Here is a 14,997-nt window from a genome sequence, read left to right on the forward strand (position 1 = left end):
GACCGGTCCCGGCGAACCGCGACGATGGCATCCACCGAAATGGCACAGTGGCGTGCGCTGATGCCGGACTTGCTGTCACGTCGGCACCGAACTCGCCGGGCAGCCACGGAACCGCGTGTTGCTGATATAGACGAGCCGCACCTGTCCCGCGCAAACGAATGCGCGGCCGACAGGGTGCGGCTCGGGGAAATCAGATGGGCAGCTTGCGGAAGATCGGGCGCGGGATGTGCCGCAGGATCATCATCACGAAGCGGAAGGTGCCGGGCGCCCAGACGAGCTCCTTGCCCCGCTGAGACGCCGAAACCGCCAGTGCCGCAATATCTTCCTTGTTGACGGTGAGCGGAGCCTCTTTGACGTGCGCCGAGAACCTGGTCCGCACCATGCCCGGCCGGATCACCAGCACACGCGGTCCGTACGGCCGCAGCGCCTCGCCGAGTCCCAGGTAGAAGCCGTCGAGTCCAGCCTTGGTCGAGCCGTAGACGAAGTTCGAGCGACGCACCCGCTCACCGGCCACCGAGGACATGGCGATGATCCGCCCGAAGCCCTGCTTCTTCATCTTCTCGCCGACCAGTACACCGACGGAAACCGCGGCGGTGTAATTGATTCCGGCGACCTGCACGGCCTTGCGCTGGTTCTGCCACAGCTCTTCGGGATCGCCGTCCAGGGCGAACGCGACGATGGCGACATCCACGTCGCCGCCGTCCCAGGCCGCGTCGATAACTCTGGGATGGCTCTCGGTGTCGAGCGCGTCGAAGTCGATGACGTCGACCTGGGTCGCACCGGCCGACTTCAGCTCGGAGACGGCGTCCTCGCGCAGCGGATCACCGGGCAGCGCGGCCAGAACGATGCGCGCCGGACTCTTGCGCAGGTACTCGGCGCAGATCGCCAACCCGATCTCCGAGGTACCGCCGAGCAGCAGGATGGTCTGCGGGTTGCCTACGGCATTAATCACTGGAGCTCCAGCCTTCTCGCCATATCGGACATGAAAACGCCTGTGGGATCGACACTTCGGCGGATCTTGATCCACTCGTCGATCCGCGGGTACATCTGGTGGAAGGTCTCCGCGGTGGTGCGCGAATCCTTCGCGGTGTACAGCCGCCCGCCGAACTCCATGACGCGGCGGTCCAGCTCGCTCACCAACTCGTTCAGACCCGGCTTGATCGGGAAGTCGACGCAGATGTTCCAGCCCGGCATCGGGAAGCTCAGCGGTGCGGGATTACCCGGTCCGAACAGCTTGAAAACGTTCAGTGCCGAGTAGTGCCCGGAGCCCTGGATATCGATGATGATCCGCTTGAACTCCTCGACCGCCTCGGTCGGCACCACGAACTGGTACTGCAGGAAGCCGTTGGAACCATAGCCGCGGTTCCACTCCGCGATCATGTCGAGCGGGTGGTAGAACTGCGTCAGATTCTGCACCTTGCCGGTGTAATTGCCGCCCATGGCGTAGTACGCCTCACCGATGGCCTGGAGCGTGAGCTTGTTCATGGTCCAGTTCGGGAAGATATCGGGCACCGTCATCAGCTGCGGCGCGTCGAACTTCAGCGGCTTCTTGCGCAGGCGCTTGGGTAGTTCGTCGACCTTGGCGAGGCGGCCGCGGGTGATGGTGGCCCGGCCGAGCTTCGGCAGCGGGCTGATCACGTCGAACCACGCGCTCGAGTAGGTGTAGTTCGCCTCGCTGCCGTCGCTGTGCGCGGCGATGGTCTCGTCGAGCGTCGTGGTCTTCACGCCGTCGTTGAGGAAGTACGCCGTCTCGGTGGGCGCCATCTCGATGGTCGCGCGCAGGATGATGCCGGTGAGTCCGTTGCCGCCGACGGTCGCCCAGAACAGCTTGGCATTGCGCTTGGGCGTGATGTGCTGCACCTGCCCATCTGCGGTGAGCAGATCGATCGAGCGCACGTGGTTGCCGAAGCTGCCCTCGCTGTGATGGTTCTTACCGTGGATATCGGAGGCGATGGCGCCGCCGATCGTCACCTGACGGGTGCCGGGCAGCACCGGAACCCACAGCCCGAACGGCAGCGCGGCCTTCATGAGCTGGTCCAGGCTGACGCCGCCGTCCACATCGACGATCCGGGTATCCCGGTCGATCCGGTGGATATTGTTCAGCGCCGTCATATCGACGACGAGGCCGCCCGCGTTCTGCGCGTGATCGCCATAGGAGCGGCCGAGCCCGCGCGCGATGATGCCGCGACGCAGGTGGGCCGGCTTGGAGTCGTTGTCCTCGGCGACCATGGCGACGGCCTTGGCGATCAGTTCGGGATCGCTCGTCGAGAGCACTTCGGAAGATGTTGGTGCGGTGCGACCCCACCCGGTCAATGCCTTGGTCCGCGTCGGCAGCGCGTAGGTGCCGTCGGCGACATTGCCGGAGTTACCGGTTGTGGTGGCGGTCGGAGCTTTCGTGGACATCGGCATAGAGGCTACATGCATGAGCCGATATGCGGTCGGCGTCGCCGTACTCCCCAGTATGTGAGGTCCGACAGTGGTTGCGTCGCGCAGGACAAGTGTCCAATCGGTGCTCGGTCCGCGTGCCGCGGGTCACCGGCGTTACGCTCGTCGGCGTGCAAGCAGAACCCCAGCTGCCGCTCCCGGCCGAACTGCCGTTGGTCGACGAGCCGGCCGGCGTGACCGACGGGCCCGAAGGCGGTAGCCTGCGTGACCACGAAGGGACCCGGGAGCGCCGAATCGAACCCAGCACCGATGTCGACCTCAAAACCCAGATCATCCGCTTCACCCTCACCGGTGGCCTCTCGGCCATCGTCGACTACGGGATCTACAGCTTCCTGCTGAACTTGATCGGCCTTCCGGTCAGCGTCGCCAAATCGATCAGCTTCATCGCGGGCACCACGACCGCCTACCTGATCAATCGCCGCTGGACCTTCCAGGCGCCCCCGAGCCGCGCCCGTTTCATCGCGGTGGTGATCCTCTATGCCGTCACCTTCGCCGTCCAGGTCGGCATCAACCAGGTGCTCTATGCCACCCTGCCGGGCGATTGGTGGCGCCAGCCGCTGGCCTTCGTCATCGCCCAGGGCACCGCGACGGTCATCAATTTCGTCGTGCAGCGCCTGGTCATCTTCAAACTCGGTGTCTGATTTGCAGCGCCTGCGGCGCTGCGTGTTCGCGGCCCCCTGGTGTCTCGCGTCCGAGCCGTCGAGACTCGCGCCTACGGCGCATGCGCTTCGACGACTCGGACGCGAGACGGGCCGCGAACGTCGCTCGTAAGACTCGCTCCGTCTGGGTCAAGCAGGCGGTCAGCGTGGAATAAGGGCGCTGACCTGTGCCTTCGCCCCGAAGTAATCGCCGCCCTTGGCGCGGACGTTGTCGGTGCCCCACTCCCGCTGCTCACGCGCCGCGGGGACCAGATGCGGGATGTGTTTGCGGCAGTGGATGTAGGCCTCTTCCACATCGACCACCACCCAGTGCTGTGCGGCTCGCCCCTTGACGTTCTCGGGTAGTTCCGGGACGTTGTGGCGCAGCGCGGTGTCGTCCACGATCCGTGCCGAACCGTTGATGTGCAATCCGATCAGATCCTGGACGAAATCGATTAGCAGGATGCCTACGTGAGGGTTCTCCAGGATGTTGCCGAGGCTGGCGTGCACACCGTTGCCGCGGTATTCCGGGTAGGCAAGAGTGCGTTCGTCGATCACGTGCAGAAAGCCGGGCAGGCCCGCACGGAAGCTTGCGTCGCATTCGCCGTGTTTGTCCGCGGTGGCGATGAAGGCCATATCCATCCTGGCGATGAATTCGATCATCGCGGGGTTCAGCTGATCGAGTACTTGATCTTGGTAGAAACGTTCGGCGCGGTCCTGCGTACCGTACCTGTCCTGTAGTTCGTGCTCACCGTCACTGCCACAACGTGTACCGGGCATCGCGCCCCCTCTGGTAGCTGGAATCCGGCGCACCGCAACGGGTTCGACGCTGAGCCCGCGACTAAACCGAAATCCTGTCCATTTTAGTCTGGCAACACAGCAAAATCCATGTTGAGAATGCACTGAATCTTTAGTTAGCGGACGGGTTTCCAGAAAATAGCTACAATCCGACCGGCCGGAACTTTTACTGTCCGGCCGGTCGAATCGAGCGCAACTCAGGCGGGGGTCAAAGTCACCGGAACGCCATTGAAGACCGCATTTCCGGAGGGCACATCCACCACCGAATCATCGGTCAGCACATTGGCGTTCACTCCGGCATGCGCCCGGGCCACCGTCTGCGTGCTGTCGGTGTGTCCCCAGCCGTGCGGCAAGCTGACCACCCCGGGCATGATCGCCTCGGTCGGCTCCAGCGGTACCGTCAGCGTCCCCGCGGCGGACTTCACCACGGCGGTATCGCCGAGTCCCAACCGCGCCACATCCGCCGGATTGATATGCAGCGTGCAGGTATTCGACCCGCTGACCAGCGTCGGGATATTGTGCATCCAACTGTTGTTGGATCGCAGCTGGCGCCGCCCGATCAGCACCACATCCGGCGCGGCATCGGCGAGCCGGGCCCGCATCCGCGCGACGTCGTCGAGCAGCGGCTGCGGCGCCAACTCCACCTGCTTGGACGCCGTCCGCAGCACGCCGGGCAGGCGCGGCTGCAGAGGTCCGAGATCGACACCGTGCGGATTGTCCAGCAGCACCTGCAGATTCAGCGCGCTGTATTGATCTCGGCGCTCCCGGGGCCCTTCGTGATCACGCAGGCTACCGCCTCCGGGCCCGTCGCTCGCGCCGGCATTCCACTCGCCATACGGCCCGAGCCGCAGCATCAGGTCGATGCGCTGCTCGGTGCTGTTGGACCCGATGAGTTCGGGCCGTCGCTCCGGTATGCCCGCCTTGTGCAGCATGCCCGCGATGATCAGTTCATCGACGCCGTTCAGCGCCTCCGGTCCGGCGGGCTGCCCGGTGAGTGCGGCCCCGAGCCTGGCCAGGATCTCCGACTCCGAAGGGCGATCGCCGAGCGGGACCAGCGGCCGCGAGTACCGCGCGTAATTGCGAACCGCGAACTGCAGCAACGCGAAGTCGTAATGCGGCGACTGCGTCGAGCGCGGCGGCGGCAGGATTACATCCGCGTGCCGGGTGGTCTCGTTCAGGTACCGGTCCACACTGACCATGAAGTCCAGTTGCGCGAACGCAGTATCCAATCGGACTCCGCTCGGCGCGGACAGCACCGGATTACCCGCGACGGTCACCAGCGCGCGCACCTGCCCCGCGCCCGGTGTCATGATCTCGTCGGCCAGGGTCGCCACCGGCAGTTCTCCCATTGCCTCGGGCAGCCCGCGCACCCGGCTGGCCCAGCGCCCGATGCGGAACGGCTTGGTGCGCGGGATGCCGCCCGCTGCCGCTTTGGCGAACATGGCGCCGCCGGGTGAGTCGAGGTTGCCGGTCAGCACGTTGATCACCTCGACCAACCACTGTGTCAGCGTGCCGAATTCGGCTGTGCAGGTGCCGATTCGCGCATATACCGCCGCGGTCGGCGCGGCCGCCAACTCCTGCGCGATACGGATAATCGTCTCGGTGGGAATTCCGGTCCGTTCCGAAACCACCTCGGGCGTGAAATCCGCGGCGGCCGAGCGCACTTCGTCCAGCCCCGCGACATCCACGCGGATATCGGTCAGACCTTGTTCGAACAATGTGTGCACGATCCCGAACAACAGATAAGCATCGCTACCCGGCCTGATGAACAGATGCTCATCGGCCAGCTTCGCGGTCCGCGTTTCCCGCGGATCGACCACGACGAATTTCCCGCCGCGCTTGCGCAATGCCTTCAACCTGCCCGGGAAATCCGGTGCGGTGCACAGCGATCCGTTCGACTCCAGCGGATTCGCGCCCAGCATCAGCAGATAATCGGTGCGATCCAGATCCGGCACCGGCACGGTGAGCGGATCACCGAACATCAGCCCGCTCGCCACCTGCTTGGGCATTTGATCGGCGGTACTCGCCGAAAACAGATTCTTGGTGCCGAGCGCCCGGATCAGCACCGGCACATACAGCGCCCCGGCCACGGTATGCGCGTTCGGATTGCCGAGATACAGTGCCGCCGACTGATTTCCGTGCTCGGCCACGATCGCCGGGAAGCGTGCGGCGATGAGCTCGAATGCCTCGGTCCAGGATGCGGTGCGCCAGGTATCGGTGGCCCGGTCTCGGATCATCGGTTCGGTCAGCCGGTCCGGATCTTCGTCGAGATGTCCGAAGCTGGCCCCCTTGGGGCAGATGAACCCCTTGCTGAACGGATCCTGTCGATCCCCGCGAACCGAGGTCACATGGTCATTCGAGTCGAGTGTGATCTCGAGTCCGCAGACCGCCTCGCACAGCGGGCAGGTCCGCAAAAGCGTCCGGGAGTCATCAGTGAGCTGGGCCATAGCCCCCATCATCGCGCGCGATGGATCTAAGTGAAACAAGAACGGTCGATATGCGTGCGTGAACCGTTCCGGCATGTTCCGCGAATCAGTCGAACGGCACCAACGTAACGACTGATTTCGCGAGAACATGGGTAACTCGTCGGGTACGTCCAGGACTGATCATGCGCTCGACGCAGGACCTGTACGCAGGCCGAGCGACACCCCACTTGTATGGCCCAAGTATGCGGGGAGGCGGACGAGCTCAGCAGGCGACGGTGCTGACGGTCGTGCGACGCGAGAGCGCCGAGCGAACCGCCGCGCCGATCGCGACTACCGGTGGGATCCAGCGGGCCTCGCCGGGAGCCACGCCCCAGCAAGCCTCGCCGGTGGTGAGCTGGGTGGGGGGCAGCGGGATGCCGTCGCCGTCGGTGTAGACGGTGGCGCCCGCCTCGCGCAGTGCCTCCAGCGCCATCGCGGCCTTGCGCAGGCCGGTGACCAAGTGGATCTCGCGACGCTCGGCGCCAGGAATCTCGATAACCGGACCGGTCAGGTTGTTCGCGCGCAGGAACTGGCGAACCTCACCGGCCAGCTCACCGCCGATCTCGATACCCGACAGATCCTCATCCGTGATCAGGCAGATTCCGTTGGTCGTTTCAGCGATCGTCCACCCGCGCTGGATGTAGTCCTGCGCCGCGGCAGTCATCTCTGCCGCCGATGCGGAAGTCGGAAACGTGGTGCGCACTGTCTTTCTCCATTCCCCGATAGATCTGGGTCCTGCATACGTGGGAGGTATCGGGGCGGGGTGGGGTGGGCGTTACGGGTTGTACAAAAGATCTTGGTGACTGTCGGGTTCGTCTCACCCGGTAGTGATCGGCTATCACCGAGATACCTCTTTTAATGGGCCGTGCCGCCGTCCCATGCGGCCGTACCTGTCGGTGTGAATCCACTCCTATTGGCCCGGCGTCGGATTGAGGGAAGGATCGCCATATGGGTGAGCATCGCGTAGCGATTCGGTGGGGGGTGGTGGTCGGATGACGGGCGGGCGAGATGAATCCAATCGTGACGGGGCGGCGGATTCGGCAGAGTTCGAAACCGAATCACGCTGGATCACTTGGAAAGAGACCGCGTCCAAGCGCTTCTCGCGCACCGCGGAGCCCGAACCCGCCGAACCGTTCGAAAGTCCGCGGGCCTGGACCGCCGATGCGGCCCGCGGCCTGCTCGACGTGCAATTCCACCGCCCCGCGACCAGGACATTGCTGCCGCTGGCCTACATGCTCGGCCTGGCCTTCGCGATCGGCATCCCGATCGCACTGGCGGTGCTGATGTGGCAGGTCTCCGCGGTGCTCGGCGTGCTGGCCGCCTTGATCGCGATACCGCTCGGCCTGACCATCGCGGCCGTTGTACGCCTGCTGCTCGAATTCCTGGAGAACGCGTCCAAGCTGGCCACCAAGGTCGAGCACATCGCCGATCTCGCCGACGATCTGTTCCAGGCGCTTTCCGATGTCGCCGAGCCGGTGAACCAGCTCTCCGAAGACGTTCGCGCCGTGCAGTTCTGGCGCTTCGGCAAGCGTGGCGCACGCAAGTAGAACCGGGCTGAATTGCCGGATCATCGGCTGCGGGAACCTGTTCGTCGCTGTTGCGCCGTTGGCCTGCGTGCGACACCGATCGTGACCTGTGTCGGATTTACTGTGAAACAATGCTGTTCGGATATCGCGAGGGGGAAGCATGGCTTTACCGCAGGGCACCACCGGATCGACCATGCCGCGCAGGCAGCTCGGCCGACATCTGCGTGATCTGCGCAATCGGGCCAGGATGACCACCCGGATGGCGGCCCAGCAGCTCGAATGGTCCGAGGCCAAGATCTGGCGGATCGAAACCGGGCAGACCTCATTGCGCAGCCTGGACGTCGAGGCCATGTGCAAGATCTACGGTGCGCCAACCGATCTCGTCGAACCGCTGACCGCACTGGCCAAGGAGACCAAGGCCAGGGGTTGGTGGACCGGCTACAGCGATGTGATCGCCGAGGGTTTCGAGGTGTACATCGGTCTCGAGGAGGCCGCGCGAGCCCTGGCCACCTATGAGAACGAGCTGATCCCCGGACTGCTGCAGACCGAGGCATACGCCCGCGCGCTGCTGAAGTCCGCGCGTCCGGAGGCGTCGGAGACCGAAATCGAACGTCGGGTGCAGCTGCGCATGGCCAGGCAGGCATTGCTCACCCGCAAGGACTCGCCGCTGCATCTGGATGTGGTGATCAGCGAATCGGTGCTGTGGCGGCGGGTCGGTGGTGCCGAGGTGACCGTCGAACAGCTCGCACATCTGCGGCGCATGTGCGACCTGCCGAATGTGCGAATCCAGTTGGTGCCCTCGGATTCCGGCTATCACGACGGCATGGATTCCGGCCCGTTCGTCCTACTCGAATTCGCCGATACCGCGCAGGTGGAGCTGCGGGAGCCGCCTGTGGTCTACGTCGAGGCGTTTACCGGCCCGGTGTACCTGGACAAAGATCACGAAATCGAGCGTTACCGAACGGCTTTCGCGAACATCAAGTCGGTCGCCGCGGATGCGCGCACCGGTATCGAGGAAGCGCGCGACAGTATCTGATTGCCGCGCCTGCGGCACGGCGTGTTCGCGGCCCCCTGGTGCCTCGTGGCTGACCCTTTCGAGCGACCTGCAAGCAGTCGCTAGCGGCCCCTTTCGAGCGACCTGCAAGCAGTCCGCTGGCGGCGTCATCGAGACTCGCGACTTCGTCGCATGCGCTTCGACGACTCGGACGCGAGACGGGCCGCGAACGGCCGCTCGTAAGACTCGCTCCTCGGTGGCTGGGAAGACGTGGATCTAGCTATCTAGCACTTCTGTCGATTACCCCAGGTCCGCTCGAGCACGTCGCGATGGGTCGGCAGCGCCGACTCGTAGACCTCGCGACCCTTCTCGGTCAGGCAGACGAAGATCGCGCGCCGATCCTCGGCGCACATGCTGCGCGAAACCAGTCCGTCGCGCTCCAGCCGCGCCACCGCGCGTGAGAGGGCGCTCTGGCTCAGGTAGATGTCGTTGGCCAGATCGCTCATTCGATAGTCGCCGGAGGCGGCGTCGACCAGCCGATCCAGCGTCTCGAATTCGCTGAGGCCGATATCGTGCTTGCCCTGCAACTCCTTCTCGAGCGCACAGCTCACGGCGGCGTGCCGGTCGAGCAGCTCACGCCACTCGGCGACCAACCCGGTGGGCGCCACATCGCGCCCCGCTAATTGTGTTGTCGACGGCTTCGACATGACCGCATTCTAGTGCCCGTTGTCGGTCGATGCAAGCGCATTAAATGCAGGAGAATTTAATGTGTGTGCATGTATTTTCTAATGACTTCTGCAGCAACCGTTACCGATGGCCGTGCGTGGGGCTGCGCTTTCATCGGCAGTCGCGTGATTGCTCACGCGACGTTCACCTCGAGGGTGTTCCCGTGGCGGTACCCGCTGCCAACGCAGGTTGGTCTTACATGGGTTTCCAGCGAGCTCGTTTCTCGTCGCCCCGCAACTCGGGGAGGACGCGCCATGGTGGATCCGGGTCGCGAGTGCGGCCAGATTCTGGGCGGCGTTCAGATCGCGATCGGCGCGATGACCGCACCCATCACAGCGAAACAGTCGATCACTCAGGCGCAGTTTGGCTTTCACCACGCCACACGCACTACAGGTCTTCGACCTGGGATACCAGCGATCGGCGACGGTCAGTGTGCCGCCGCGCCAGCCCGACTTGTAGTCGAGTTGGCGGCGCAGCTCACCCCATCCGGCATCGCCGATCCGGCGAGCCAGCCGATGGTTGCGTAGCATTCCGGCCACGTTGAGGTCCTCGACCACAACCACGCCGAACCGGTCACTCAGCGCGGTGGTGAGCTGGTGCAGGCCGTCAGCACGGCAGTTCGCCACTTTCGCGTACAGCTTGGTGATCTTGGTGTTGGACTGCTGCCAGCGTTTCGACGGCTGGGTTCCGGTGCGCCTGTCCGGACATCGGCGACGAGCGGCTTGGCGCTGCCGTCGCCGCAGCACGCGTTGGGCGTGTTCGAGATGTCGTGGGTTGGCGACCATGCCACGGGCATCAGAGACACCGAGGACCGGTTGTGATAGCACGGCCAGGTGCGTGATACCGAGGTCGACACCGACGACTGCGTCGGGCCGGGTCGGGCTGCGGTGGGTGCGCTCGACTTCGACGGAGAACGACACGAACCAGCGGCCCCGTGTGAACGATACGGTCGCCGATCGGATCCGGCCAGTACCGCGCTCGATATGGCGAGCCAGTTTGCGGGTGGACTCGTGGGTACGCGCCACGCCGATACGCGGCAGCCGTACATGTCGGCGATCGGTATCGGCCAAGCCGAACGCGCCAGTGGTGAAGCGGCACGACATCGCCGAGCGCTTGGATTTGAACCGCGGGAAACGCATCCGCGCCCCGCTGCCGTCCCCTGACCGAGACTTTGCCCAATTCGACAGCCCAGCAGCCAGATTCGCCAGACCGGACGAGTAGGCCTCTTTCGAGTTCTCCCGCCACCACGGTGCGACGACGTCTTTGGTCTGATTCCACCGCTTGCGTAGACCGTACGCCGACCAGCCCACCGGCGGCGTCAGTTCATCCTCGGCCAGACTGTAGGAGCGCTCTGCGGCGCGCTGGTCGAGATTTGCCTTCACCAACCCCAAACCCCAGTTGAACGCCTTGCGTTGCGCTCCGCAGTGCGACCGCAGCATCGCCTCTTGGTCAGGGGTCGGATCCAGCGCGAACCACCGGTACCCCTGCAACACCGTCACATCCCTCGTCATGCCTCCACCATCGCAGACATCACCGACACTGCTCACCAGAACGCGCCCATACACCGCATCTCTCCTCATCGGAGGCGGCGACGTTCGTCCCTTTCCAAGTGCTTCAGCTCACGAGAAGGGCGGAGCGGCAGTGTCTTTCGGGGATCGGATATACGTCAGCGGGCGACCGTCCAGACCGACCTTCGGCCATTCGATGCCCAGCCGCGGATCGAAGGCATCCATATCCCTGTCGAATTCGGGCGTGTACTCGATCGAACAGAGATAGGTGACGGTGGAGTGATCCGCCAGCGACAGGATCGCATGGCCGAGCCCCTCGGACAGGAACATCGAGCGCCGATCGACATCGTCGAGCACCACGCTGTCCCAGCGTCCGTAGGTGGGCGACCCGGGTCGCAGATCGACGACGACATCGAGGAACGCGCCGCGCACGCAGGTCACATACTTGGCCTGACCCGGCGGATCCTCGGTGTAGTGGATGCCGCGCAGCACACCGGCCGCCGAGACCGAGCAGTTGACCTGGCGCAGATCGAACGGCCGACCGGTCATTTTCTCGAATTCCGAGGCCTTGAACGATTCGCAGAACATGCCGCGCTCGTCGCCGAATTGGCGCGGGGTGATCACCCATGCCCCCGGCACGGCGAGTTCACGGAACTCCATCGTTCACCAATCCCGTCCGCGCTCGAGCAGATCGAGCAGATACGTTCCATAGCCGGAGCGAACCAGCGGTTCGGCCAGCGCGCACAGCTGTTCGTCGTCGATGAAGCCCTGCCGCCACGCGACCTCTTCCGGCACGGCGATTTTCAGGCCCTGGCGCTGTTCGATGGTGCGCACGTAGTTGGCGGCGTCGAGCAGCGAGTCGAAGGTGCCGGTATCCAACCAGGCGGTGCCGCGGGCGAGGACGTCGACGCGCAGCCGATCCTGTTCGAGATAGGCGCGATTGATATCGGTGATCTCGTATTCGCCGCGCGCCGAGGGCCGCAGCCCGCGCGCGATCTCCACGACATCGTTGTCATAGAAATACAGCCCGGGGATGGCGTAGTTGGACCGCGGCACCTTGGGCTTCTCCTCGATCGATACCGCCCGGCCCTCGGTGAATTCGACGACGCCGTAGGCGGTCGGATCCGAGACCCAGTAGGCGAAGACCGCGCCGCCGTCGATCGCGGCGAAGCGCTCGAGGCTGGTGCCAAGGCCTGGTCCGTGGAAGATATTGTCGCCGAGGACCAATGCGGCGCTCTCGCCGCCGATGTGGTCGGCGCCGAGGACGAACGCCTTGGCGAGTCCGTCCGGTTCCGGTTGCACCACATAGGTGATCGAGATGCCGAACTGTGAGCCGTCGCCGAGTAGGCGGGCGAACGCGTCGGCGTCCTCCGGGGTGGTGATCACCAGGATGTCCCTGATGCCCGCCAGCATGAGCGTGGACAGCGGGTAGTAGACCATCGGTTTGTCGTAGACCGGGACCAGCTGTTTGCTCACCCCGCGCGTGATCGGGTGCAACCGGGATCCGGTGCCACCGGCCAAGATGATTCCGCGCATGGTCATCGAGTCTGCCAGGCGCATCCAGCTCGGCTTCGGCGAGGTTCCGACTCGCCTACGAATTGATCACGAACGTTTGGTGATCCGGCGCGGCGGGCGATATATGTAGCGTAGATCACGCTACGGTGTTGTGAAACATCAGCGTGTGAGATGTCAGCGTCGACTCTCGCCTGAGAACCGTTCGGTCGGGTTCGGCGCGCCAGTGTGAGGTAGGTGCGCGATGGTAGCGATCAGCGGGAGTGAATTCGACGCAGGTGATCCGGGTCTGTTGATGAACCCGGACGGTCCGAGCGCATCGGCCCGATTGCTGCTGGCGACCTGCCTCGGTGCGGTGCGGCCGGTGCTGCGCATGTTTCCGGTCAGCCGCACGACCATCCCGATCGGTGCTCTCGCGATCGACGGTCTGGCGCGACTGCGGCCGCAGCCACGCGGAGTCGATCGAGAACAGGTGACGCTGAACGGTTTTCGGATGGAGATCCTGCGTCCCTCGGGCGGCTCGCGCGCCCTGCGGCACGGCGCGGTGCTGTATATGCACGGTGGCGGCTTCGCCGTCTGCGGTCTCGGCACTCATCGCCCGATCGCGGCCAGCCTGGCCCGGCGCACCGGACTGCCGGTCGTCAATGTCGACTATCGCCAGCTGCCCGGGAACAGTGTCTCCGCCGCGATCGAGGACTGCGTGACCGCCTACCGCTGGCTGCTGCGGCACGGCGCGGACCCGGCCAGGATCATGTTCGCGGGCGATTCGGCGGGCGGCTTCCTCGCCTTCGCCACCGCATTGCGCGCGATCGAATCCGGGCTGCCGTCGCCGGGTGGGCTGATCGGGCTGAGCCCGCTGCTCGATCTGGACTACGCCGCCAAGCGCGACTATATGAATGTCGCGCGCGATCCCTATCTGCCGCTGTCCGCGCTGGAGGCGGTGGTGCGGATCGGCGCCGAGGTGGACGGGGTGCTGGATCCGCTGGCGTCGCCGGTCAACGGCGCCTTGGCGAGTCTGCCGCCGGTGCTGCTGATCACCGCCGAAGACGAGATGCTGCGCTACGACTGCGAGCTCATGGCCCGCAGGCTGACCGCGGCCGGTGTCCCGAACGCGCTGGAGATCTGGCGCGGTCAGGTGCATGCCTTCATGGCGATAGCCCCGAATCTGCCCGAGAGCAGGATGGCATTGGCCCGGGTCTCCCGGTTCGTGCGCGCCCGCCTCGAGCAGCCCCAACAGGCTCGGACGGCTTGACCTGGATCGGCCGGACGAGTCGCGAACCCCGCATCCGGACCTCGCCTTTCGGCGGCGGTCCGGGGCGGGGTTCTTTAGTTGGAACTTGTGTCAAGAATTCCATTCCGTTATTCGGAGAATCGAATTTCGGCGAATACCCGGCATGGCCATTCGGTTCAACTTGATTTACTTTTTGTTCACCTGGGCGTCGGCAGAAATTACTTCGATGCTCGGCAGATCACAGCCCGCGTTATGTGTGAACTCCGCCCTGCCATTCGGCTGGGCGGAGTTCAGCAGCAGAAACCCCGCCAGATCGATGACCGGGCGGGGTTTCCTGGGCTCTTTTCAGTTGTGCAGAGCCGTTGTGACTTACTTCGCCGGCGCGGGCGCGTTGAACGGCGCGCTGGTGGTGGCGAAGTACTGGATCGCCGCACCGATCGCGACCGGAGCCGTGATGAAGATCTGACCGAGCAGGGTGCCCAGCGCACCGACGGCGAGGATGCCGGCGACACAGCCGACGGCCGCGGCCGGGATGAACGCGCCGAACAGACCGACGATGGTGGCCGAGGCGACCGTGGCACCGGCGATACCGCCGAGGACGCAGCCGAGGGCGCCGCCGCCGAGGCCGCCGACCAGGGTGCCGATGGTGGCGCCCATGGCGATGGTGTCCTTCATGCGGTTGAAGGCGGCCAGCTCACGGTCGTACTGGCTCTTGAACGGGGCCTGGTCCTCGTAGGGCAGCGCGACCGGCTTGTAGGTGGCCTTCGCCATGTCGAGCTGCGGGGTGAGGGTGGCGGTGTGGTCGGCGATGTCCGCGGCGATCGGGAACTCGAAGTCGTCGACGCGGAAGGTCAGCGGGGTGCCCGCGACGGTGGTGCCGTTGGCGGCCTTGATCTTGAGGGCGTTGTCCTCGACGACCAGCGAGCCGGAGTCGATCGAGATGATCGACTGGGTGTCGGTGGCGTTCGCGGTGAAGTTGATCGGGGCGTCGGCGGATTCCGCCGGTGCCGCGTTGACAGTGCCCGCGGTGACGCCCATGGCGGCGATCAGCAGAGCCGAAGTCGCGGCGAATTTCCTCATCAGCATTTTGTTTTGGACCTCGATGTGAAGCGTTCGGAGGGGACTAGACGATCGAAATCTAGACCAGCTAACGA

The 14,997-nt window shown here is 64.9% G+C and carries 14 protein-coding genes; 4 read left to right on the forward strand and 10 right to left on the reverse strand.

The annotated features are described in order from the left end of the window. Positions 1 to 190: 190 nt before the first annotated feature. The gene (locus ACQPZ2_RS01765; protein ID WP_433524000.1) at positions 191 to 952 is read right to left on the reverse strand and encodes a decaprenylphospho-beta-D-erythro-pentofuranosid-2-ulose 2-reductase; all 762 of its coding nucleotides are present in this window, start codon (positions 950 to 952) and stop codon (positions 191 to 193) included. Then, a complete protein-coding gene (locus ACQPZ2_RS01770) occupies positions 949 to 2,403 on the reverse strand; it encodes an FAD-binding oxidoreductase (RefSeq protein ID WP_063039823.1) in 1,455 nt (484 codons plus the stop codon). Before ACQPZ2_RS01770 ends, ACQPZ2_RS01765 begins: the two co-directional genes overlap by 4 nt. A 242-nt stretch (positions 2,404 to 2,645) precedes the next feature. Here ACQPZ2_RS01770 and ACQPZ2_RS01775 point away from each other — a divergent pair, with 242 nt between their 5' ends. Next, positions 2,646 to 3,086, forward strand: a complete 441-nt coding sequence (locus ACQPZ2_RS01775; protein WP_433527715.1) for a GtrA family protein — start codon at positions 2,646 to 2,648, stop codon at positions 3,084 to 3,086. Positions 3,087 to 3,245: 159 nt separating this feature from the next. On the opposite strand, the gene ACQPZ2_RS01780 is transcribed toward ACQPZ2_RS01775, so the two are convergent. The 3 genes from ACQPZ2_RS01780 to ACQPZ2_RS01790 all read right to left on the reverse strand — a co-directional run bounded on the left by ACQPZ2_RS01780 (position 3,246) and on the right by ACQPZ2_RS01790 (position 7,049). Continuing rightward, complete coding sequence (locus ACQPZ2_RS01780; RefSeq protein WP_433524001.1) at positions 3,246 to 3,863, reverse strand: pyridoxamine 5'-phosphate oxidase family protein; 618 nt, start codon at positions 3,861 to 3,863, stop codon at positions 3,246 to 3,248. A gap of 215 nt (positions 3,864 to 4,078) precedes the next feature. Then, complete coding sequence (locus tag ACQPZ2_RS01785) at positions 4,079 to 6,328, reverse strand: molybdopterin-dependent oxidoreductase (protein ID WP_433524002.1); 2,250 nt, start codon at positions 6,326 to 6,328, stop codon at positions 4,079 to 4,081. A gap of 241 nt (positions 6,329 to 6,569) precedes the next feature. Then, the gene (locus ACQPZ2_RS01790; RefSeq protein WP_433524003.1) at positions 6,570 to 7,049 is read right to left on the reverse strand and encodes a hypothetical protein; all 480 of its coding nucleotides are present in this window, start codon (positions 7,047 to 7,049) and stop codon (positions 6,570 to 6,572) included. A 289-nt stretch (positions 7,050 to 7,338) separates the two neighbouring features. Between ACQPZ2_RS01790 and ACQPZ2_RS01795 the strand changes: the two genes are divergently transcribed. Further along, positions 7,339 to 7,893, forward strand: a complete 555-nt coding sequence (locus ACQPZ2_RS01795) for a DUF4282 domain-containing protein (RefSeq protein ID WP_433524004.1) — start codon at positions 7,339 to 7,341, stop codon at positions 7,891 to 7,893. A 139-nt stretch (positions 7,894 to 8,032) separates the two neighbouring features. Next, positions 8,033 to 8,908, forward strand: a complete 876-nt coding sequence (locus tag ACQPZ2_RS01800; protein ID WP_433524005.1) for a helix-turn-helix domain-containing protein — start codon at positions 8,033 to 8,035, stop codon at positions 8,906 to 8,908. Between the two features lie 242 nt (positions 8,909 to 9,150). Here ACQPZ2_RS01800 and ACQPZ2_RS01805 read toward each other — a convergent pair whose 3' ends face one another. From ACQPZ2_RS01805 to rfbA, 4 genes are all read right to left on the reverse strand, one after another. Continuing rightward, positions 9,151 to 9,573, reverse strand: coding sequence for a MarR family winged helix-turn-helix transcriptional regulator (locus ACQPZ2_RS01805; protein WP_433524006.1), 423 nt, complete (start codon positions 9,571 to 9,573; stop codon positions 9,151 to 9,153). A 78-nt stretch (positions 9,574 to 9,651) separates the two neighbouring features. Beyond that, positions 9,652 to 11,103: an IS607 family element RNA-guided endonuclease TnpB gene (tnpB, locus tag ACQPZ2_RS01810; RefSeq protein WP_433524007.1), complete on the reverse strand. Its 1,452-nt coding sequence runs from the start codon at positions 11,101 to 11,103 to the stop codon at positions 9,652 to 9,654. 108 nt (positions 11,104 to 11,211) lie between these two features. Continuing rightward, positions 11,212 to 11,760 (reverse strand): dTDP-4-dehydrorhamnose 3,5-epimerase family protein, encoded by a 549-nt coding sequence (locus ACQPZ2_RS01815; protein ID WP_433524008.1) that lies wholly within the window; start codon positions 11,758 to 11,760, stop codon positions 11,212 to 11,214. Positions 11,761 to 11,763: 3 nt separating this feature from the next. Beyond that, on the reverse strand, positions 11,764 to 12,636 hold the full coding sequence (gene rfbA, locus ACQPZ2_RS01820; protein ID WP_063039813.1) for a glucose-1-phosphate thymidylyltransferase RfbA: 873 nt from the start codon (positions 12,634 to 12,636) through the stop codon (positions 11,764 to 11,766). Positions 12,637 to 12,856: 220 nt separating this feature from the next. Here rfbA and ACQPZ2_RS01825 point away from each other — a divergent pair, with 220 nt between their 5' ends. Further along, positions 12,857 to 13,864, forward strand: a complete 1,008-nt coding sequence (locus tag ACQPZ2_RS01825; RefSeq protein WP_084508370.1) for an alpha/beta hydrolase — start codon at positions 12,857 to 12,859, stop codon at positions 13,862 to 13,864. Between the two features lie 348 nt (positions 13,865 to 14,212). On the opposite strand, the gene ACQPZ2_RS01830 is transcribed toward ACQPZ2_RS01825, so the two are convergent. Beyond that, positions 14,213 to 14,929 carry a hypothetical protein gene (locus ACQPZ2_RS01830; protein WP_433524009.1) on the reverse strand — a complete coding sequence of 239 codons (717 nt, stop codon included), beginning with the start codon at positions 14,927 to 14,929 and terminating at the stop codon, positions 14,213 to 14,215. Positions 14,930 to 14,997: the final 68 nt, after the last annotated feature.

The organism is Nocardia pseudovaccinii (genome assembly GCF_050942345.1).
In the GTDB taxonomy this organism is placed as follows: domain Bacteria; phylum Actinomycetota; class Actinomycetes; order Mycobacteriales; family Mycobacteriaceae; genus Nocardia; species Nocardia pseudovaccinii.